The organism is Flaviaestuariibacter amylovorans (genome assembly GCF_039541815.1).
Classification (GTDB): domain Bacteria; phylum Bacteroidota; class Bacteroidia; order Chitinophagales; family Chitinophagaceae; genus Flavisolibacter; species Flavisolibacter amylovorans.
Genome location: NZ_BAABGY010000001.1, coordinates 244949 through 266178, shown reverse-complemented (window position 1 = coordinate 266178; position 21230 = coordinate 244949). Strand labels below are relative to the sequence as shown.

Annotated in this window: 17 protein-coding genes; 10 read left to right on the top strand and 7 right to left on the bottom strand. The window is 60.7% G+C overall.

Features of this window, described 5'->3' with window-relative positions:
* Nucleotides 1-41: 41 nt before the first annotated feature.
* Nucleotides 42-2255 carry a TonB-dependent receptor family protein gene (locus ABD937_RS01180; protein ID WP_345252754.1) on the bottom strand — a complete coding sequence of 738 codons (2214 nt, stop codon included), beginning with the start codon at nucleotides 2253-2255 and terminating at the stop codon, nucleotides 42-44.
* Nucleotides 2256-2476: 221 nt separating this feature from the next.
* Here ABD937_RS01180 and ABD937_RS01175 point away from each other — a divergent pair, with 221 nt between their 5' ends.
* Both ABD937_RS01175 and ABD937_RS01170 read left to right on the top strand, forming a co-directional pair.
* Nucleotides 2477-4993 (top strand): TonB-dependent siderophore receptor, encoded by a 2517-nt coding sequence (locus ABD937_RS01175; protein WP_345252753.1) that lies wholly within the window; start codon nucleotides 2477-2479, stop codon nucleotides 4991-4993.
* 81 nt (nucleotides 4994-5074) lie between these two features.
* Entirely contained in the window at nucleotides 5075-6349 is a 1275-nt protein-coding gene (locus ABD937_RS01170; protein ID WP_345252752.1) for a PepSY-associated TM helix domain-containing protein, read from the top strand.
* A 397-nt stretch (nucleotides 6350-6746) separates the two neighbouring features.
* On the opposite strand, the gene ABD937_RS01165 is transcribed toward ABD937_RS01170, so the two are convergent.
* The 3 genes from ABD937_RS01165 to hemH form a co-directional block, all read right to left on the bottom strand.
* Nucleotides 6747-7298: a CopD family protein gene (locus tag ABD937_RS01165; RefSeq protein ID WP_345252751.1), complete on the bottom strand. Its 552-nt coding sequence runs from the start codon at nucleotides 7296-7298 to the stop codon at nucleotides 6747-6749.
* A 25-nt stretch (nucleotides 7299-7323) separates the two neighbouring features.
* Nucleotides 7324-7683, bottom strand: a complete 360-nt coding sequence (locus tag ABD937_RS01160) for a four helix bundle protein (RefSeq protein ID WP_345252750.1) — start codon at nucleotides 7681-7683, stop codon at nucleotides 7324-7326.
* 71 nt (nucleotides 7684-7754) lie between these two features.
* The gene (hemH, locus tag ABD937_RS01155; protein WP_345252749.1) at nucleotides 7755-8846 is read right to left on the bottom strand and encodes a ferrochelatase; all 1092 of its coding nucleotides are present in this window, start codon (nucleotides 8844-8846) and stop codon (nucleotides 7755-7757) included.
* Between the two features lie 308 nt (nucleotides 8847-9154).
* Here hemH and hemA point away from each other — a divergent pair, with 308 nt between their 5' ends.
* From hemA to hemL, 7 genes are all read left to right on the top strand, one after another.
* On the top strand, nucleotides 9155-10381 hold the full coding sequence (gene hemA / locus ABD937_RS01150; RefSeq protein WP_345252748.1) for a glutamyl-tRNA reductase: 1227 nt from the start codon (nucleotides 9155-9157) through the stop codon (nucleotides 10379-10381).
* Nucleotides 10381-11367 carry a hydroxymethylbilane synthase gene (locus tag ABD937_RS01145; protein WP_345252747.1) on the top strand — a complete coding sequence of 329 codons (987 nt, stop codon included), beginning with the start codon at nucleotides 10381-10383 and terminating at the stop codon, nucleotides 11365-11367. Before hemA ends, ABD937_RS01145 begins: the two co-directional genes overlap by 1 nt.
* Nucleotides 11354-12067 carry a uroporphyrinogen-III synthase gene (locus ABD937_RS01140; protein WP_345252746.1) on the top strand — a complete coding sequence of 238 codons (714 nt, stop codon included), beginning with the start codon at nucleotides 11354-11356 and terminating at the stop codon, nucleotides 12065-12067. Before ABD937_RS01145 ends, ABD937_RS01140 begins: the two co-directional genes overlap by 14 nt.
* Nucleotide 12068: 1 nt before the next feature.
* Nucleotides 12069-13103: a uroporphyrinogen decarboxylase gene (gene hemE, locus ABD937_RS01135; protein WP_345252745.1), complete on the top strand. Its 1035-nt coding sequence runs from the start codon at nucleotides 12069-12071 to the stop codon at nucleotides 13101-13103.
* A gap of 64 nt (nucleotides 13104-13167) precedes the next feature.
* Complete coding sequence (gene hemF / locus ABD937_RS01130) at nucleotides 13168-14157, top strand: oxygen-dependent coproporphyrinogen oxidase (RefSeq protein WP_345252744.1); 990 nt, start codon at nucleotides 13168-13170, stop codon at nucleotides 14155-14157.
* Nucleotides 14158-14331: 174 nt separating this feature from the next.
* Nucleotides 14332-15306: a porphobilinogen synthase gene (hemB, locus tag ABD937_RS01125; protein ID WP_345252743.1), complete on the top strand. Its 975-nt coding sequence runs from the start codon at nucleotides 14332-14334 to the stop codon at nucleotides 15304-15306.
* A 132-nt stretch (nucleotides 15307-15438) separates the two neighbouring features.
* The gene (gene hemL, locus ABD937_RS01120) at nucleotides 15439-16728 is read left to right on the top strand and encodes a glutamate-1-semialdehyde 2,1-aminomutase (RefSeq protein WP_345252742.1); all 1290 of its coding nucleotides are present in this window, start codon (nucleotides 15439-15441) and stop codon (nucleotides 16726-16728) included.
* A gap of 311 nt (nucleotides 16729-17039) precedes the next feature.
* Here the strand turns inward: hemL and ABD937_RS01115 are convergent, their stop codons facing one another.
* Genes ABD937_RS01115 through ABD937_RS01105 form a run of 3 tightly spaced genes read right to left on the bottom strand, consistent with a single transcriptional unit; the run spans nucleotide 17040 to nucleotide 19873 of the window.
* Nucleotides 17040-17675, bottom strand: a complete 636-nt coding sequence (locus tag ABD937_RS01115) for an ABC transporter ATP-binding protein (RefSeq protein WP_345252741.1) — start codon at nucleotides 17673-17675, stop codon at nucleotides 17040-17042.
* On the bottom strand, nucleotides 17665-18459 hold the full coding sequence (gene lpxA / locus ABD937_RS01110; RefSeq protein WP_345252740.1) for an acyl-ACP--UDP-N-acetylglucosamine O-acyltransferase: 795 nt from the start codon (nucleotides 18457-18459) through the stop codon (nucleotides 17665-17667). Before lpxA ends, ABD937_RS01115 begins: the two co-directional genes overlap by 11 nt.
* Nucleotides 18452-19873 (bottom strand): bifunctional UDP-3-O-[3-hydroxymyristoyl] N-acetylglucosamine deacetylase/3-hydroxyacyl-ACP dehydratase, encoded by a 1422-nt coding sequence (locus ABD937_RS01105; protein WP_345252739.1) that lies wholly within the window; start codon nucleotides 19871-19873, stop codon nucleotides 18452-18454. Before ABD937_RS01105 ends, lpxA begins: the two co-directional genes overlap by 8 nt.
* Nucleotides 19874-20169: 296 nt before the next feature.
* On the opposite strand from ABD937_RS01105, the gene ABD937_RS01100 reads away from it, so the two are divergent.
* Nucleotides 20170-21108, top strand: a complete 939-nt coding sequence (locus tag ABD937_RS01100; protein ID WP_345252738.1) for a helix-turn-helix domain-containing protein — start codon at nucleotides 20170-20172, stop codon at nucleotides 21106-21108.
* Nucleotides 21109-21230 lie beyond the last annotated feature (122 nt).

The following is a 21230-nucleotide window of genomic DNA, read 5'->3' as shown; positions in this document are numbered from 1 at the left end:
GCCTCCCGGGGGAGGCTTTTTGCGCAGAAGCAAGTGCGGAATCAGAATTTGGCGCCGATCGATACAAAAGCGGTGCGGCCGTCGGCGGGCAGGATGCCGGGGCCGGGATAGCCACCCGCGCGGCGGGTAAAATAGCGCTTGTCGGCGAGGTTGTTGACACCGGCCTTCAGCGTAAAGCCCTTGCCGAACTTATAGGAAGCCGACAGGTCGGTGACGGTATACGACGGGATCAGGCCCACCTGGCCGTTGGCCGAGGCGGCCTCCGTGTTGTTGGCGTCGGAGAAGGTCGCCCCTACGTGGCTTACCTGGCCCGTGATGAGGAAGCCCTTGTAGCCCGCCGTGATCCCGCCGCGGAAGATGTCCTGGGGGGCATTCTCCACGCGCTTGTTCTCGAGGGCCTTGTTGGACTGCTGCTTGTAGCGTGCGTCGAGGTAGCTGTAGGAGCCGAATACGATCAGGTCGGCGGTGGTGGAGGTGGTGAAGGCGCGCACGGGGTTGAACTCGACGTAGCCTTCGAAGCCCTGGCTCACGCTGTTGCCCACGTTGGTGACGCGCGTCACGCCGTTCTCCGTTACGTTGCCGATACGGTTGTTGTATTGCAGGTAGAAGGCGCTCACATCGAACTGGAGGAAGTTGCGGACCTTACCGCGGTAGCCGAGGTCCACGTTGTAGCCTTTCGAGTCTTTCAGCTCCTGGTCCACCACGTAGTTGATGGCGGCCGGCGCCTGCAGGTTGGCAAACTGGATGGGACGGTAGGCCTGCGCATACGAAGCATAGATCTCGGTGAGGGGCGTAACATGGTATTCGGCACCTACGCCGGCCAGCACAAAGGAGCGGCTGCGCGATACGTTCTGCAGGAGGGAGTCCTGGCCGTTGGCCTTGTAGCCGATGCGGCCGGAGGCGTCGCCCTTCAGCCACTCGTAGCGCACACCCGGGATGAGGAGGAGCTTCTTGTTGATGCGGAAGATGTTTTCGACGAAGGCGGCCACGTTCTGCGAGCCGAAGTTGATGTCGCGGTCGTAGCGGCCACCCGGGGCGAGCGACATATCGTAGTCGGAACCGGTGGTGCCTTTTCCTTCAGCAAGGCGGTGCGTGTTACCCGTATAACCACGGACGCCGAAGGAGACCGTGTTGTTCATCAGGCCAAGGCGGTAGTCGGTGATGAAGCGGCTCTCGAGCACGTAGTTGCGGTAGGAGTCCTCGTTGAGCACGCGGTTGTTGTAGGCGAGCGTGGCCTTGTTGATGGTATCGGCCACCCGGATGCCTGCGCCGGGCATGAAGCCTACGGAGTTGCGGTCGCCGATGGTGGCGGAGAGCTTGGTGGTCCAGCGGGTGTTTTCATTAAGCTGCCAGGTGGCGGTGAGCGCGGGGTTGGTCCAGGTGATGTCCATCCAGTTGCGGGCGCGGAAGCTTTGCTGCGCGTTCTGCGCAAACTGGGCGTCGGTGAGGCCGCCGGCCTGCTGGCTGCGGATATGCGAGCGCATCAGCTCGGCGGAAAGCGAGAACTGCTTCGTGAGGCGGTAGGTGACCGTACCGAAGCCGGCATCGGAAAGATAGCGGCTGTTCTGGCGCCAGCCGTCGCCGGCCCGGTGGTCGAAGAAGGCGTAGTAGTGCACCTTGCCGGAAGTACCGCCAACGGCGTTGTAGGAGTTGAACAGGCGGTTGGATCCGAAGGTCTGCTGCGTCTCGAACTCGAAGGGCTTCGTGATCTCGGAGCCGTTGCGCAGGATGTAGTTGACCATGCCGCCGAACTGGGGACCATACTGGAGCGAGCCCTGTCCGCGCACCACCTCGATACGCTGCACGGCCTGGAGCTGCGGGTTGTAATAGGCCTCGGGGTAGCCGAAGGGATCGGCGGCGATATCGTACCCGTTCTGGCGGACGTTGAATTCCCAGCTGCGGTTGGGGCTCAGGCCGCGTGCGGCGATGCCGATCTGGACGCCGGAGGCATCGCTCTCCCATACGTGGATGCCGGGTACCTTGGCCAGCACCTGGCGCATCGTATTGGTGACGACGTTGCCCTGCACGTTGTCGAGCACGATGAGCGCGTTCTTCTTGCCGGCGTAGATCGACGTGCCTACGATCTCGGGAAGCTGCTGGTAGTCGCTCTTGCTGTTGCGCCCCACCACGGTGATCTCGGTGAGGTATTTGGTGCGGGGGGCGGTGCTGTCGTCGGCAAAGGTGGTGGCAGGCGCTTCCTGGGCAGCGGCGCTGAGGCCGAGGAGGAGGGCTGCGGTGGTATAGGTGGTCTTCATCAAAAGTGCTTTTTGCGGCGGCAAAGCTCGCCCTTTCCAGCGCGCGCGTGTTTACGCAATCGGGAAAAAGGCCCCCGCGATCGGTAAAAAGGAGCCGTGGCGTGCCGAAAGCGGCAGATCTACAGCCCCGGCTTTTTTCCGCTTCCCGTAACCGCATTTTCCCGATACGGGACCTCCCGGCGCACCGGAAGGCTTCTCTTTGCAAAAAATTTCACCCACTGATGAAGGCCTTGCTAACCTATACCCTCCTGCTTTGCTCCCTGACCACCGTTGCCCAAAGCGGACCCAACACCAACGCCACCTTCCAAACTCCCCGCGCCGTCCGCTTCGAAGACGGCGAGATCAACCTGGCGGGCCGCGTCGTCACCTCCGACGGGCAACCCGCTGCCTTCGTGACCGTGCAGGTGGCCGGCACCCGCCGCTTCGCCACCGCCGACGAGAACGGCGTCTTCTCCTTTACCAGTCTCCCCGACGGCCGCTACACGCTCCTCGTGTCGATGGCAGGCATGAAGCCGCTGACGCAGACGATCGACATCCGCAAGGGTGCGCCGGTGCGCCTCGAGCTCACGCTCACGATCGATGGCCGGCAGCTTTCCGAAGTGGTGGTGGCCTCCGGCCGCACCCTCAACGACCGCACGCCCCTTATCGGCAAGGCTCCGATCCACCCCATGGACCTGCCCCAGGCGGTGACCGTGCTTGGCGCCCCGCTGCTCCGCGAGCAGCAGGTGCAGCGCCTTTCCGACGCCATCCGCAACGTCAACGGCGTGTACATGACGACGGCCCGCGGCAACGTGCAGGAAAGCTTCGCCGCCCGCGGCTACTCCTTCGGCGCGCAGAACCTCTTTAAGAACGGCGCCCGCCTCAACTCCGGCGCGATGCCCGAGATGGGCTCGCTCGAGCGCGTGGAAGTACTGAAAGGCTCGGCCGCCATCCTCTTCGGCCAGGTGGCTCCCGGCGGCGTGGTGAACCTCGTCACCAAGCAGCCCAGGTTCCACAACGGCGGCGAGCTGTCGTTCCGCGCCGGCTCCTACAACCTCTTCAAGCCCGCCTTCGACGTGTACGGTCCCCTCTCCAAAAGCGTGGCCTACCGCCTCAACGGCTCCTTCGAAAGCACCGACTCCTACCGCAACCAGGTGCATTCCGACCGCTACTACATCAACCCCTCCTTCCTTTTCAAGCTGGGTAAGCATACGGAGCTGGTGGTGGAAGGCGATTACCTGAAGCACGATTTCACGCCCGACTTCGGTATCGGTACCATCGGCGCGAAGGGCACGCAGACCGGCAAGACCATCACGCCCACCAGCCGCGGCTCCTTCTTCGGCACGCCCTGGCAGTACAACATCACCCAGCAAACAACGGCCGGCATCACGCTGAAGCACCGCCTCAACGATGCCTGGAGCATCAACACCTCGGTAAACTACCAGTTCTTCGGCCGCGACTACTTCTCCGTGGAGCGCGTCACCGCCGACACCGCCGGCAACTGGGGCCGCCAGCTGGGCCGCATCCAGTCGGAAGAGCAATACTATACCGGCCAGTTCAACCTCACCGGCAAGGTGAAGACCGGCTCGCTGGAGCACACGATCCTCGCCGGCCTTGACGCCGACCGCTACAACACCGTGGCCTACAGCTTCGCCTTCGACCGCCGCAACGTCAATGGTACGCTGCTCGCCGCCGGCATCTACGACAGCATCAACGTGCTGAACCCCGGCAAGTACCGCGGCGCCACCGATGTGCCCTCCTACACCCGTACAGTGCGCACCACCACGCCCATCGAGCGCTTCGGCCTCTATGCCCAGGACCTCATCAAGCTGTCGGAAAAGTTCAACGTGCTGGCCGGCATCCGCGCCACCTACGTGGTGACCGCCCCCGTGCAGACCGATACCCTCCGCAACGGCAACCGTGCTTATACGGCCACCCGCGTCGACCGCGCCTTCTCGCCCCGTGTCGGCCTCGTGTACAAACCCACGTCCAACACTTCAGTGTTCGCCTCCTGGGCCAACTCCTTTAACGTGAACACCGGCACCGACGTGTTCGGCGAATCGCTGAAGCCCTCCACCATCGACCAGTTCGAGATCGGCGTGAAGAACGAGCTCCTCGGCGGCCGCCTCTCGGTGAACGTGACCGGCTACCGCATCGTGAACAACAACCTCGCCCAGACGGCCGCCTTCCTGAAGGACGGCGTGACGCCCAACAACAACAGCAACATCAAGCTGATGTCGGGCCAGACGATCTCCGACGGTGTGGAGGTCGACCTCGCCGCGACGCCGCTCGAAGGCCTCGACCTGCGCGCCGGCTGGAGCTACAACTACATGCGCTATACGAAGAACGACACCACGCAGGGTGCCTTCAAAACCGGTGAGCGCCTGGTCAATAACCCGTCGCACACGGCCAACGCGAGCGCCTTCTACACCTTCGGCGACGGCGCGCTCAAGGGCCTCAAGGTGGGCGCCACCTTCCTCTACATCGGCGAGCGCAACGGCGGATGGAACTCCGACGTGGTGAAAAACACGCATGCCAACGGCGTTCCGAAAGCACCCTTCTCCTGGCGCGACCGCATGTTCTCCGTACCCGCCTACAGCACCCTCGACCTTTCGGCGGGCTACAGCTGGAAGCAGTTCTCGCTGATGGCCAAGGTGTCGAACGTGACGAATGAACTCAACTGGTACGTGCACGAGAACTACAGCGTGAACCCGATCCCGCCCACGCAGGTGCTGGGCACGCTTACCTATAAATTCTAAATTTTTCCCAAACAGGTGAATGGTCAATGGTGAATGGTCAATTTTAACCCGCCATTGACCATTCACCATTCACAAGTGACCATGAAAGTTTTCTTCCGCCGTATCCACCTTTACCTCAGCTTCGCCGCCGGCCTCGTGATCCTGGTGGCCTGCCTTACGGGCGCCCTCCTCGTGTTTGAGAAAGACATCCAGATGGCCACCAGCAAAGAGCGCTATTACGTAGCTCCCGGGGGCACGCCGCTCTCCACCGCGGACCTGCTGCAGCGCGTCAAAGACTCTTTCCCGGACGCGAAGATCAACGGCGTGAAGTGGTATGCCGCCGCCGACCGCAGCGTGGAGGTGAGCGTAGCGTTCCCGAAAAAGAAGGAAGGCGCGGGTAATGCGGCCCGCAAGGACTCCGGCAACGCCGTAGTAAAGACCGAAGCCGGCCCGAAAGCCGGTGGCAAAGAAACCCCAAAGGCGGGTGCGAAGCCCGAGCGGCAGCCCGGCTTCACCATCTTCGTGAACCCGTACACGGGTGTTATCCTGGAGAAATACAGCTACCGCGAAACGTCGTTCTATACCGTCTTTGCCCTGCACCGCTGGCTGCTTGGCGGCGAAGACTCCGTGGGCAAGCTCATCGTCGGCATTTCCACCCTGCTGTTCCTCTTCATTCTCATCACGGGCATCGTCCTCTGGTGGCCGCGCACCCGGAAGATCATGCAGCAGCGCCTCTCGATCAAGTGGGGCGCCTCCTGGAAGCGCGTCAACCACGACCTGCACCTCGTGCTCGGCTTCTATTCCGCGCTCTTCCTGTTCGTGTTCGCCTTTACGGGTCTTGCCTGGAGCTTCGAGTGGTTCAACAAAGGTATTTATACGGTGACCGGCTCGCCGGAAAAGGCCCCGCCGCCGCCGAAGTCTGCGTATGCCCTGGAAGCAACGGCCCAAAAGCCGGCCGTGAACTACGACGGTGTGCTGCAGCAAGCCCGCGCGCTGCACGCCGGCGCCACCTTCTACAACGTACAGACACCGAAAGACGCCACCGACCCCGTAACGGTGCAGCTGCTCCCGAAAGACGCGGTGCACGAGTCGGCCACGCATGCCCTCTATTTCGACCGCTACACCGGCGCTTCCCTCGGCGATCTTGCCTGGAAGGAGCGCAGCCTCGGTGCGCGCGTACGCGGCACCTTCAAGCCGGTGCACACGGGCTCCATCTGGGGCCTTCCAAGCAAGATCATCGCCTTCATCGTATGCCTGTTCGGCGTCACCTTCCCCATCACCGGTACCATCATGTGGTGGAACCGCACGCGCAAGAAGAAGGCGCGCAAGGCGGGTAAGCCGGTTCCTGTTGACGACGTCGAAGAAGAACTGGCGTAGTTGCCCGCGAGCGGGCGGGATTCACGCAAAGGCGCGAAGCACGCCAAAAGCGCAACAAATTATTAAGTCCTGCCTGCGGCAGGACTTTTTTTATCCCGCCAAGGCGGGATGTTCACGCGGCGGCGCGGCGATAGGCGACGCGGCGATAATACTTAGCATGCAGGTTGTACGACAGGGAGCAGGGACCTATATGTGCGTGCGTTCGCTTGCTTGCATCCGCAAAAATTGAAAGATTAAATAATAGAGACGAAGCCTGCGGCAGTGACACGACTGGGCATAGGAGAACCGCCGCGTCGCCCATCGCCGCGCCACCGCGTGAATCAGTGAGCGAAGCGAACCTGGCTACGCGTACTTCGCGCGCTTTACGCCTTTGCGTGAAACGGAGGCCGCTTGCGGCCTATCCCTTTCGTAAAGCTTTATAGATCTTGATGGCGCTCATGAGCACGATGATGAAGCCGATGAGCCCGAGCAGCCCCCAGAGCCAGGAGATGCCGGTCTTGACGGTGGCGAGCATCACGATGGGAATGAGAAAGATGGTGGCCACCTCGTTCCACACGCGCAGCTTTTGCCCGCTCCAGGTAAAGGTGCCGGCGAGTTGCTGCTTGTAGATCCGGTGCAGCGAGAAGAAGTAGATATACAGTCCGATTACGAACACCAGTTTGACCTCGAGCCAGCGGCCGCCGGCGGTGCCCAGACTGCGGTGCCACTGCATGTCGGGATGAAACATCACCGTTGGCCCAAGGATCGCCGTCAGGATCGCCGAGGGCCAGGTGATGCCGAGCCACAGGCGTTTGATCATGATGGTGAACTGCCGCTGCAGGATGCCGCGTTCGGGCTCCGCCTTGTCCTGCGCCTCCCGGTTGTAGATGAACAGGCGCACGATGTAGAACATCCCCGCGAACCAGGTGACGATGAAGACGATGTGGAGGGCCTTGAGGTAGGGATACATGGGGTGAATGGTCAATGGTGAATGGTCAATGGCCGGGATTGATCATTGCCGATAATATTTTGAAGCAGCGTACCATGTTTTCCTCCAGCCGGGAAAGATCCTGATCCTTCAAATAGTCTAATTCATTGGCGATGTCTAGCGCAGCATCAATTTCGATGAGCGACCCGCGGGCGATCTCATAAAACCGTTTGCGCTCTGATTCTGATTTCCGGGAAGCACCTTCAGCTATATTCAGGTGGACTGAAAGAGCAGCTCTCCGTATCTGGGAGATCATCCCAAACCGTTCATCCGGCGGCATCTGGTTGCTCAACCGGTAACATTCCAGAACAAAGGCGCGCGAAAAACTACATAAATCCAGCTTCTGGTGATTCAGCTTCAGGAACATCAGCTTTGGTTTAGAAATGGAAAATAGTTGATCGGGAGCACACATTGACCATTCACCATTGACCATTCACCCTAAATAATGTCCATAATCGACCCCTTCGGCACGAGCTCGTGGGCCGAGCCGCGCTGCAGCATATCGGTGTTGCCCGCGCGGAAGCCTTCCACCCAGGTCGCCATGGCGCGTACCCACAGCGGGTGCACGTTGAGGCAGGGGATCATGGTGAAGCTTTCGCCGCCGGCATGCACGAAGCTTTCCTTGCCTTCCTCGGCGATCTCCTCGAGCGTTTCGAGACAGTCGGAGATGAACGCAGGACAGGCCACGAGCACTTTCTTCACGCCCTCCTTCGGCAGCTCCTCGAGGCGCTGCGCCGTATAGGGCTGCAGCCAGGGATCGCGGCCCAGGCGGCTCTGAAACGAGAAGCCCCACTTGCCGTCGGGGATGCCGAGGCGCCTGGCTACTTCCTTAGTGGTGGTCCAGCACTGGTGGCGGTAGCAATACTGGTGGGCCGCCGAGGGCGTATCGCAGCAGCCTTCTTTTTTGAGGCAATGCTGCTGCGTGATATCGCCTTTATAGATATGCCGCTCCGGCACCCCGTGGTACGAAAAGAGGATCTGGTCGTAATCAGTGTCGAGGTAGGGACGGATGCTTTCGCAAAGCGCCTCCAGGTATTCGGCGTTGTCGTAATAGGGCTTGATGTACTCGAGGCGGAAGGGATAGCGCCCTTCGGCATGCTGCTCCTTGGCATATTCTACGGCCGTCTCGTAGGAGCTCATGGCGTAGTGCGGGTACATCGGGATCAGCAGCACCTCTTTCAGGTCGGGGTGCGCCTGCAGCAGCTTGTCGAACGCTTCCCTGGGCGACGGCGTGCCGTAGCGCATCGCGATCACCACCGGCTCCTCCACTTCTTGGTCGAGCGCGCGTGCCAGCTGCTCCGACAGCACAATGAGCGGCGAGCCCTCCTTTGTCCAGATGCTTTTGTAGGCCTCGGCCGACTTCGGCGCGCGGAAGGGTACGATGATGCCCTTCACCAGCATCGCCCGGAACAGCCAGGGCTTGTCGATGACGCGGCCATCCATCAGGAATTCGTCGAGGTAGCGTTTTACATCCGGCACCTCGGTGGAATCGGGCGACCCGAGGTTCATTAACACAACAGCACGCTTCATACAGGGGAAAATTGTGACGCAAAGGTAACGGCGCGGCAAAGATTTCCGGCACCGGCCGGTTACGTTGGACGCCATGGCGGGTACCAATAACAAGCGATTGCGGTCGCTTGTTGCACGAGGAAGGGCCGCATCGCTGGGCCAGCTCCACAGATCATCCGGCGGGGCGCCCAATTGATCCGCGTCAAGCGCCAACCTGAGAAAGATCAGGGGGGCAAATGACAGAGCAATGACACACTTTTTAGGACGACGCGCTGCGGCCAAGTACCTTTGCACCGTGCTTTTGACCGCTTTGTGACATGATTTGTGACATGAACAACCACTACTTCAAGAACATCGATAATTTTTTCGTCGCCGGGATTAACTACAAAAAATCCGACGCTTCCGTACGCGGCCAGTTCGCCATCGGGAACGAGCAATATGCGGCGATCCTCGCAGCGGCTGCCGCCGAGGGCATCGGTGAGCTTTTTGTCCTTTCCACCTGCAATCGTACCGAGATCTACGGGATCGCCCATTGCCCCCACCAGCTGGTGCGCCTCCTCTGCGCCCAGACGGCCGGCGACGCCGAGACCTTCGTGCGCTCCGCCTATATCAAGCAGGGCGCCGATGCCGTGGAGCACGTCTACCACGTAGCCTCCGGCCTCGACTCGCAGATCCTGGGCGACTATGAGATCGTGGGACAGCTCAAGACGGCCGTGCGCTTCGCCAAGGAAGGCGGCGCCATCGGCGCCTTCACCGAGCGCCTCATCAACTCCGTGCTGCAGGCCTCCAAGAACGTCAAGAACAACACGGAGCTCTCCGGCGGCACCGTTTCCACCGCCTTCGCCGCCGTGCAATACATCCGCGCCCACGTGCCCGGCTGCTGCGGCAAGAAGATCCTGCTGGTAGGCACCGGCAAGATCGGCCGCAATACCTGCAAGAATCTCGTCGACTACCTCGGCACCACCAATATCACCCTCATCAACCGCTCGCCCGAAAAGGCGCAGGAGCTTGCTTCCGAGCTGGGCCTGCACTGGGCGCCGGTTGCGGCGCTCGAAAGCGAGCTGCGTGCCGCCGACGTCGTCATCGTGGCCACCAACGCGCAGCAGAAGACCATCCTCCGCCAACACCTCGAAGGCGCCGGCGAAAAGCTGATCATCGATCTTTCGATCCCCTATAATGTAGCCGACGATGCGCAGACCCTGCCCAACGTACGCATGGTGAACGTGGACGAGCTCTCGAAGCTGAAAGACGAGACCTTCCGCATGCGCCAGGCCGAAGTGCCGAAGGCGAAGGCCATCATCGCAGAAGGCATGCAGGAGTTCGAGGAGTGGTGCGACATGCGCCGCCACGTGCCCCTGCTGAAAGACCTGAAGGCCAAGCTCCGCACCCTGCGCGAACACCCCGAGTGCCCGCACATGCGGGAGCAGCACGCCAAGCTTCTGGACGTAGAGATCCAGCGCGTGCTCAACGAAACCGCCGGCCGCATCAAGGAACGTAACGAGCGCGGCTGCCAGTACATCTCCGCCCTTCACCAATTCATAAGCGTCCCCAATTAATGGCCCGCACCCTCCGCATCGGCACCCGCGACAGCCAACTGGCCGTCTGGCAGGCAACCCTCGTACAGGAACTTCTTAAGGCACAGGGCGTCGACTCCGAGCTTGTCTATATCAAGAGCGAAGGCGACATCGACACTGTGACCCCGCTCTACGCCCTCGGCGTGCAGGGGGTATTCACCAAAACGCTGGATGCCGCGCTCCTCAGCGGCCGCATCGACATCGCCGTGCACTCCATGAAGGACGTGCCCACGCAGCTCGCCCAAGGCATCGTGGAAGTGGCCGTGCTCGAGCGCGCGTCGACGAAGGATATTTTCGTGTATAAAGAAGAGGCCGACCTCGCTAAGCTGGGTTGGGTCAATGGTGAATGGTCAATCGTGAATAAGGACAGCGGTGCAGCATTGACCATAGACCATTCACCGTTCACCATCGGCACCAGCTCCATCCGCCGCATCGCGCAGTGGAAGCGCCGCTACCCGAACAGCACTATCGAGAACCTGCGCGGCAACGTGAACACGCGGCTCCGCAAGGTGGCCGAAAGCAACTGGGCCGGCGCCATCTTCGCTGCGGCCGGTCTCGAGCGCATCGAGCTGCGCCCGGAGAAATCCGTAGACCTCGACTGGATGCTGCCCGCTCCTGCGCAGGGCGCCATCATGATCGTATGCCGCGCCGAAGACCCCGAAGCCTATGGCCTTGTGCGCCCGCTCAACCACCCGGTAACGGCCCTCTGCGCCACCATCGAACGCGACTTTCTCCGCACGCTGATGGGCGGCTGCTCCACACCCATCTCGGCGCTCGCGCGCACGGAATACGCGCAGCTGCACTTCGAAGGCAATATCTGCTCGCCCGACGGCTCCGACCTCGTAGAAATACGGAAGACCGTGGACCTCTCCGACGCCCGCGACCTCGGCGTAACGGCAGGCCAGGAGCTCCTGGCGCTACCCGCCACACAGAAAATCATCCAGGAAATCCGTAATGCAAAAGCCTGAGCGGATCATATTGAGCACCCGCCCCCTCCCGGAGGGCCTGGTGGCCGAAGCCGCCGCGCAGGGCCTGCATATCGATACGGTTTCCTTTATCGACACCGAGCCCGCTACCGATGCTGAAACCCGGCGACTGGTGCAGGTGGTGGCCACGGCGCCCGGCAAGGTGGTGTTCACCAGCATGAATGCCGTGGAAGCGGTGGCACAGCAACTGACGCAGTTGCCCCGCTGGGAAGCCTTCTGCATCGGCCACGCCACGAAGAAGCTGTTGACCGAACAAATACGCGTACCCGTCATCGGCGACGCGCCCGACGCCGACGCCCTTGCCTCCGTGATCATCGCGTCCGGGGTAAAGAGCGTCGCCTTTTTTTGCGGCGACCAGCGGCGTGATGCACTGCCGCTCCGGCTCGGGATGGCCGGCATCCGCGTGCATGAGATCATTGTATACCGCACCATTGCCACCCCACACCCTGTTGACAAGGCCTATGACGGGCTCCTCTTCTACAGCCCCAGCGCGGTGGAGAGCTTCTTCGAGGTCAACGGGGCACCTGCCGGCGCGGTGTTCTTCGCCATCGGCGCCACCACGGCCGCGGCGATCCGCGAACATTGCGCCAACACCATCATCGTGGCCGACGAGCCCGGCAAGGAAGCGCTCACGCGTAAGATGATGGCCTATTTCTCCACTTTTACAACGACCAGCAATTAATATGAGCGAACTGAAAAACGACCTCCTGCTCCGTGCCCTCCGCGGCGAACAAGTAGAGCGCCCGCCGGTGTGGATGATGCGCCAGGCCGGCCGCTACCTGCCCGACTACCTGAAGCTGAAAGCGAAATACGACTTCTTCACGCGCGTGCAGACACCCGAGCTCGCCACCGAGATCACCCTGCAGCCCATCGACCAGGTGGGCGTGGACGCTGCGATCATTTTCTCCGACATCCTCGTGATCCCGCAGGCCATGGGCGTAGAAGTACTGATGGAGGAAGGCAAAGGCCCCTCGCTGCCGAAGACCATTCAAACGCAGGCCGACATCGACGCCCTTGTAACCGAAGGCGCCGAAGACAGCCTCAAATACGTGCTCGACGCGCTGACGCTGACGAAGCAGGAGCTGAACGGCCGCACGCCGCTCATCGGCTTTGCCGGCGCTCCCTGGACCATCCTCTGCTACATGGTGGAAGGCAAGGGCTCCAAGACCTGGGACAAGGCGAAGCAGTTTGCGTATACCCAGCCGCAGCTGGCGCATGCGCTGCTGCAGAAGATCACCGACATCACGATCGACTACCTGAAAGCGCAGGTGAAAGCCGGCGCCGACACCGTGCAGGTGTTCGACTCCTGGGCCGGCGCGCTGAGCCCCGAGGACTTCAAGACCTATGCGCAGCCCTACCTGCTGCAGATCTCCAACGCCGTGAAGGACGATGCGCCCGTGATCCTTTTCCCGAAGGGCACCTGGTATGCGATCGAAGACCTGAGCCGCTCCGGCGCCTCCGGCATCGGCATCGACTGGACCGTGTCGCCCCAAAAAGCACGGGAGCTGGCTGGCGACCGCATTACCATCCAGGGCAACTTCGACCCGTCGAAGCTGCTCGCCCCGATCCCGCAAATCAAGCAGTGGGTGAAGGAGATGATCGACGGCTTCGGCACGCAGCGCTACATCGCCAACCTGGGCCACGGCATCACCCCCAATGTGCCGGTGGATCATGCTAAAGCCTTCGTGGATACGGTGAAGGAATACGGTTCCCGCTAAGAACTGCCTATACTTTATACCGGAGTAAGGACGCGCCATGGCGCGTCTCAACGACAGAACAGATATGAACGACCTGCATACTCTTCCTCCCTCTCCTACCCGCGACCGCTGGATCGACTATATCCACGGCCTGCAGGATCGCATCTGCGCAGGGCTCGAGGCCGCCGACGGCAAGGAGACCTTCTTTGAAGACCGCTGGGAACGGCCGGAAGGCGGCGGCGGACGCACGCGCGTCATCGCCAACGGCGGCGTCTTCGAAAAGGGCGGCGTCAATACCTCCGTGGTGTTCGGCGAGGTGTCCGACATCATGCGCCAGCAGCTGAAGATCGACGGCGAGCGCTGGTTCGCCTGCGGCCTTTCGCTTGTGCTGCATCCCCTCAGCCCCATGGTGCCTACGGTGCACTGCAACTACCGGATGTTCGAGCTGTACAACGGCAACGAAGTAGTAGACCGCTGGTTCGGCGGCGGCACCGACCTGACGCCGTATTACCTGTTCGATGAAGATGCCCGTCATTTCCACAGTACGTATAAAAACGTGTGCGATGGCTTCGACCCTTCATTCTACCCTGCGTTTAAGAAAGTGTGCGACGACTACTTCGTGAATACCCACCGCAATGGCGAGCGCCGCGGCATCGGCGGTATCTTCTACGATCACCAACGCCCGAATGAACGGCAGGATCTCGACTTCTGGATGCGCTTTGGCGCGGCCTGCGGCGATGCCTTCCTGCCGGCCTATGTGCCGATCGTGGAGAAGCGTAAGCACGACGCCTTCACCCCGGAGCAAAAGCACTGGCAGGAGATCCGCCGGGGCCGCTACACCGAGTTCAACCTCGTGCACGACCGCGGCACCATCTTCGGGCTCAAGACCAACGGGCGTATCGAAAGCATCCTGATGAGCCTGCCGCCCACGGTGCGCTTCGAATACAACCACCAGCCGGCGCCGGGCTCTCCGGAAGACAACCTGCTCCAGGCCTGCCTCCATCCCCGCGACTGGCTTGGCGAAGTCTCCGATACCGACCGCGAAGAATGGGCCCGCCGCGCGAACAGCTGCTAGAGGATTTCAGATTTCAGATTTTTGATTTCAGATTTATCTTAACAGCACGGAGTCATTCACAGTCTCCACGGGGTATGGCGAAACAGTAACTTTGCAGCGGCTTGCTCTCCGATCCGTTGGTACCAACCAACCAGGAACAAATCACAAATCTGAAATCCGAAATCTGAAATCTCTATGTATCTGCAGCGCCGCAACCGTATCCTCCGCGCCACGCCGGCCATCCGCGCCATGGTGGCCGAAACGAAGCTGAGTCCCTCCGACTTCATCGCCCCCCTGTTCATCGACGAGGGCGAGGGTGTAGAGACCGAGATTGCTTCGATGCCCAACTACTACCGCCGGTCCATCGACGGCACCGTAAAAGAAGTGGAGGAGCTGTGGAGCCTCGGCATCCGGAGCGTGCTGCTCTTCATCAAGTGCAAGGATGAATTGAAAGACAATACCGGCCTTGAGGCCTGGAACCCTGAAGGCCTCATGCAGCGCTCGATCCGCGCCATCAAGGGGGCCGTTCCGGGTATGTACGTGATGACCGATATCGCACTTGATCCGTATTCTTCCTATGGACACGACGGGATCGTGGAAGACGGCGAGATCGTGAATGATTCCACGGTGGAAGCCCTCGTGCAGATGAGCATCTCGCACGCGCAGGCCGGCGCCGATATGGTAGCCCCCTCCGACATGATGGACGGCCGCATCGGCGCCATCCGCGAAGGCCTCGAGCACAACGGCTACACCCGCACCGGCATCATGGCCTACAGCGCCAAGTACGCCTCGTGTTTCTACGGTCCCTTCCGCGACGCGCTCGACAGCGCGCCCGGCTTCGGCGACAAGAAAACCTACCAGATGGACCCCGCCAACCGCACCGAGGCCGTGAAGGAAGCCCTCATGGACGAGGAAGAAGGCGCCGACATCATCATGGTGAAGCCCGGTCTCCCCTACCTCGACATCGTGCGCGACGTGAAAAACGCCGTACAGGTGCCGGTGAGCGTCTACAACATCTCCGGCGAATACGCCATGATCAAGGCCGCGGCCAAAATGGGCTGGATCAACGAGGAAAAGGCCATCCTCGAAACCCTCACCTCCATCAAGCGCGCCGGCGGAGATCTTATTGCGACGTACTTTGCTAAGGATGCCGCCCGCCTGATCGGGTAAGGCAAAATTCAAAAGTCAAAAGTCAAAAAGCTTAATGCTCAAACTGACCTACGACTTGTGAACCTGCCTAAAGCACATCTCGAAAAAGAGCGGAGGCCTCGAATTGAATTTTTGACTTTTGACTTTTGACTTATGAACATCCAGAATAGCGAAAGACTTTTCGAACGCGCGAAAAATTCCATCCCCGGCGGCGTTAACTCCCCCGTGCGGGCCTTTAAGAGCGTGGGTGGCAATCCCATCTTCCTGAAGCGTGCCGAAGGTGCCTACCTCTATGATGCCGACGGCAACCGCTATATCGATTATATCAACTCCTGGGGGCCGATGATCCTCGGGCATGCTTACGGGCCGGTGGTGGAGGCCATCCAGAAAAAGGCCGTCGACTCCACTTCGTTTGGTGCCCCTACCGAACTCGAGGTGGAGATGGCGGAGCTCGTGAAAAGCATGGTACCCAACGTGGACCTCGTGCGCATGGTGAGCTCGGGCACCGAAGCCTGCATGAGCGCCCTGCGCCTTGCCCGTGGTTATACGGGACGTAACAAGTTCATCAAGTTCGAAGGCTGCTACCACGGCCATGCCGACCCCTTCCTCGTAAAGGCCGGTTCGGGTGTGGCCACGTTCAATATTCAGACCGTGCCGGGCGTTACGGGCGGTGTCTCGAACGATACGCTGACCTGCGCCTATAACGACATAGAAGCGGTGAAGCGCCTTGTTACCGAAAACAAGGGGGAAATCGCGGCCATCATAACCGAGCCTGTTGCGGGCAACATGGGCTGCATCCTGCCTGCTGAAGGCTTCTACACGGAATTGCGCCGTATTTGTACGGAAGAGGGCATCGTGCTCATCTTCGACGAGGTGATGACGGGCTTCCGCCTGGCGCCCGGCGGCGCGCAGGAGCGATTGGGCGTTGACGCCGATCTCGTAACGTATGGTAAAGTGATCGGCGCCGGCATGCCCGTGGGCGCCTTCGGTGGCCGCCTGGAGATCATGCAGCAGATCGCGCCGCTCGGCGCCGTGTACCAGGCGGGTACCCTCAGCGGCAACCCGCTCGCCATGATCGCCGGCTATACGCTGCTGCAGGAGCTGAGGAGCAATCCCGGTATTTATACGGAGCTGGAGCAGAAAACGGAGTACCTCAAAGCGGGCCTGCAGCGTGTGCTCGAAGCATCGAGAACGCCCTTCGTGATCAACCAGCTCGGCTCCATGATCTCCGTGCACTTCTCGGATCACCCGGTTACGGACTTCGCATCGGCGGCCTCCGCCAACAATGCACTATTCAATAAATTCTTCCACGCCATGCTCGACCGCGGCGTGTACCTGCCGCCCTCCGCCTTCGAGACCTGGTTCCTGTCGAATGCCCTCACGCAGGCGGACCTGGATGCAACGATCAGCGCAGCGGAAGAAAGCCTGAAGGAGATTCTGTAGCCCGCAGGCAGGCTCCTTTCACGCGTCGCCGGCCGAAGCCTTTGGCGCCGAGCGCGCAAAGAGCGCAAATGGTTTACGGTTTATACTTCGGTGCACCCTTTTTTTACAGAAAGGCTCCGCCAATGGCGGAGCCTTTCTGTCGTTGCGAGGGAAGCGAAGCAATCTCCTCCGTCACGCGGAGTGCCTCCAAGCCGCAGCAGCAGGAACACTCCGTAGGTTGTGGAGATTGCTTCGCTTCGCTCGCAATGACCTGACGGAAGCCCGCACTGACGTTTGCGTGCTTCGCGCACTTTGCGCCTTTGCATGAAATCTCAGCGCCGGGTAGTAGCCGGCTTATAGTCCATCACGGAGAGCACCGTGTTGCAGAACTCGTACTCAACAGGATCGTTGGAGCAAACGATGAGGAGGCGGCCCGCGCCCTCTTCAGCTACTAGGTCTTTGTATAACTGTATCCCGGTGGCATCGAGGTTGGAGGTGGGCTCGTCCAGTAATAATACGGGCGTATCGGAGTAGAAGGCCTGCGCCAGCTTTACGCGCTGCTTCATGCCGGAAGAGTACTGGCGGATCTGTTTGTGCGCGGCCCCGGCGAGGCCAATGCGGTCGACGATCTCTTGCACGCTCCTGCCCGCGCGCAACGGCTTGAAGCGCCGGTGGAATTCCAGAAACTCGGTGGCGGTAAACTCCTCGATGACCTCGAGGTAAGGCGCGGCCAGGGCTACGTGCTGAAAGATGGATTCGGGAGCGACGGTCTTGTCATCCTGGTGATAGGTCACCTTGCCCTCGCTGGGCTGCATCAGTCCGCCGATGACCTGGAGGAGGGTGGATTTGCCGGAGCCATTGGGCCCGGTAAGGGCGTATGCTTCGCCGGAAGTAAACGAAAGATCGGCGCGGCGGAAGATCCAATCCTGGTTGAAGCGCCGGCCGGTGCCCGAAAGCTCAATCCTCATCGCCGCCCTTTGCATTGCGCTTGATGATGCCGGCCTTGGAGCTTTCGATGAAGGAGAGGATGTTGTCGCGGGTTTCGGTGGCGGGGAAGTTGGTCTTGATCAACTCGATCGACTTCGACACGGGATGCTTCTCCACGAAGAGCACGTGGTAGATGGCGGAGATCTCGTCGATGGATTCCTTGCTGTAGCCCGCGCGGCCGAGGCCCACGGAGTTGACGCCCACGAAGGAAAGCGGGTCGCGGGCCGCCTTTACGAAGGGCGGAATGTCTTTGCGGATAAGGAGCTGCGCGCCTACATAGGTATGCGCGCCGATATGAATGAACTGGTGCACGCCGCAGTGGCCGCCGATGCGCGCATAGTCGTCGATCAGTACGTGGCCGGCGAGCTGCACGGCGTTGGCGAGGATCACGTTGTTGCCCACGATGCAGTCGTGCGCCACGTGCACATAGGCCATGAGCAGGCAGTCGGCGCCGACGCGCGTCGTCCACTTGTCCTTGGTGCCGCGGTGAATGGTCACGCATTCGCGGATGGTGGTGCGGTCGCCGATCTCGGCGGTGGTGGCCTCGCCTACGAACTTGAGGTCCTGGGGAATGGCGCCGATGACGGCGCCGGGGAAAATAGTGCAGTCCTTGCCGATACGGGAGCCGCTGAAGACCGTGACGTTGGGCATGATGTGGGTGCCGTCGCCGATCTCCACATCATCGTAAACGACGGTGAACGGATCGATGGTGACGTTGTTGCCGATCTTCGCGTTGGGATGTATCTGCGCTAAAGGACTAATCATTGTTCTTCGGTCTTTTTACGATTTGGGCCACCAGGTCCGCTTCCACGGCGATCTTGTTGTTGACAAAAATAGTTCCTTTCATTTCACAAAGGCCACGGCGGATCGGGTTGGAAAGCTCCATCTTGAGAATGAGCGTATCGCCCGGAACCACTTTCTGCTTGAACTTGCAGTTGTCGATCTTGATGAAATAGGTGTCGTACTTGTCTTCGGGATTGTCTTTCGGGATCGCCAGGATGCCACCGCACTGGGCCAGCGCCTCCACCATCAGCACGCCCGGCATCACGTAGTTGCCCGGGAAGTGCCCCTGGAAGAAGGGCTCGTTGTACGTCACATTCTTGATGCCCACCACGTGCTTGTCGGTCAGCTCGATGATCTTGTCCACCATCAGCATCGGGTAGCGGTGCGGCAGGATCTTCTCGATGGCCACCGTGTCGAAGAGCGGCGGCTTCTCGATGTCGTACACCGGAATATCGCCCTTGATCTTGTTCTTCTTCAGGTGCTCCTTGATCTTCTTGGCGAAGGCCACGTTGGTGGCGTGCCCGGGTTTGTTGGCGATGATGTGTGCCCTGAAGGGCATGCCCACGAGGGCAAGGTCGCCCACCACGTCGAGGAGTTTGTGGCGCGCCGGCTCGTTGTTGAAGCGCAGCGTCTCGTTATTGAGGTAGCCGCGGCCGCTCGGGATATCGATGCCGGTAAAATATTTGGCGAGCTTCTTCGTCTGCGCCTCGGTCACCGGGTTCTCCACCACCACGATCGCGTTCTCCTTGTTGCCCCCTTTGATCAGGTTGTTGTCGAAGAGGTACTCGAGCTCGTGGAAGAAGCAGAAGGTGCGGCAGGAAGCGATCTGGTCGTTGAATTCGGAGATATCCTTCAGCGACGCGTGCTGTGTGCCGAGCACCACCGAGTTGAAGTCGATGAGGGTGTTGAGGCGGTAGCCGTTGTAGGGCATGGCCACCATCTCCACTTTTTTCTCATCGTCCACGAACACAATGTTGTGCTGGAGCGTATAGTATGTTTTTACGGAGCCCTGCTGCTGGCGGCCGGTGCGTACCAGCGCCTCCACGAAGGGTGCGGAGGAGCCGTCGAGGATGGGCACTTCGGCGCCGTCGATCTCGATGCAGACGTTGTCGATGCCGTTGGCGAAGAGGGCCGCCATGAGGTGCTCGATCGTGGACACGCGGGCCTCGCCGGCACCGATGGTGGTGCTTCGGGTGGTCTCGATCACGTTGTCGACGTCGGCCTTCACGGAGGGCTTGCCCGGCAGGTCCACCCGCTGAAACACGATGCCCGTGTGGGCGTCGGCGGGCTTCAGGTGCATGGTCACCGTTTCGCCGGAATGGATGCCCACCCCGCTGATCGTGACCTCGCTGGCCAATGTATGCTGATATTCAGGAGCTTTATTCTCGGAAAGCATGGCGCGAAAGTATGAAAAAAGGGACCACCGGGGGAAGTCGTCCCGAAATCGGCCCGGGAGCCGGGAGCGGTGAGCGGGTGAGCGGGTGAGCCGTGCGCAAAGGAGAATGGGTTAGGTAAGACCCAGTCAGGAGCGAACCATACTAATTCAGAAGGAAACTAATAAGCCGTCAGACGCTCACCTGCTCACTTGCTCACCCGCTCACGACTAGCAGAACGACCGCAACCAGGCAACGGCGCCAATACTTTACACTTCGTTGACAAGCGGGGGGCTGCGCCCGGCGTACCTTTGCCCCGATGACCGTCACCGCCCCGATGCCTTTTGCCGATGCTCCGCAGCTTGCCCCTGCGGAGCCCCTCATCCATGAGACCGTGCAGCAGGTACCCGGCTCGGTGCGCTACAGCATCCGCCGCTACCTGAAGCCCCCGGGCTGGGCGCGCGAGGATTCGGGCACGCTCCACTATCACTATGCCGAAGGCAACCCCGGCGAAGGCCACCTGCAGCTGCACTTCTGCCTCACCGGCAACACCTATTGCGCCCGCAACGGATCCGACTGCAGCAACTGCCACATCCACCCCGGCGGCCCCTGTCCGGAAAAGACCGAGAGCCTCGACATGCTGCAGTTCTCCTTCACGCCTTCCTTCCTGGCGCAGTTTACGCGCGGCAAGGCCGACAGTACGCACATCACCGAGTCGGTGCTCTCCTTCCGCCACACGCGCTCCTTCAGCCGCACGCTTCCCTTGTGCAACAAGACGCGTGCGACCCTCGAGCAGCTACTCAACCACACCTATACCGATTCGCTGGCCAATATCTTCGTGAACGCGCAGGTGCAGCTCCTCCTGCTCAACTCGCTGAGCTGCCTGCTGCAGGGCGAGAAGGAGCCCGAGGTGTTCGAATGCCGCTTCCTGGCCAACACCGACGACCGTGAAAAGATCCTACGCGCGCGCGACGTGCTGCTGGAGCATATCGGCGAACCCATTACCATCAAGGAGCTGAGCCGCAAGGTGGCCATCAACGAGTGCTACCTCAAAAAAGGCTTCAAGGAGCTGTTCGGCACCACCATCTTCGAATTTTACCAGGGCCAGCGCATGGAGCATGCCAAATACCTCTTGTATGATAAGGGGCTTTCGGTAACGGAAGTGTCGGTGCTGCTCGGCTACTCCTCGATCTCCCACTTCTCCACCGCGTTCAAGAAGCATACGGGCCTCAAGCCTTGCGAGCTCCTCCTTAGATAGGTTTTAGAGGTTTTGGATGGTTTTAGAAGGTTTTGAAGGGTTTTGACGCCGGCCACTGCCTTCCGTGAATTTGGCCCTGAAAAAGTGTACGATTGGGACAAATCTCCTATATTGCAACTTTG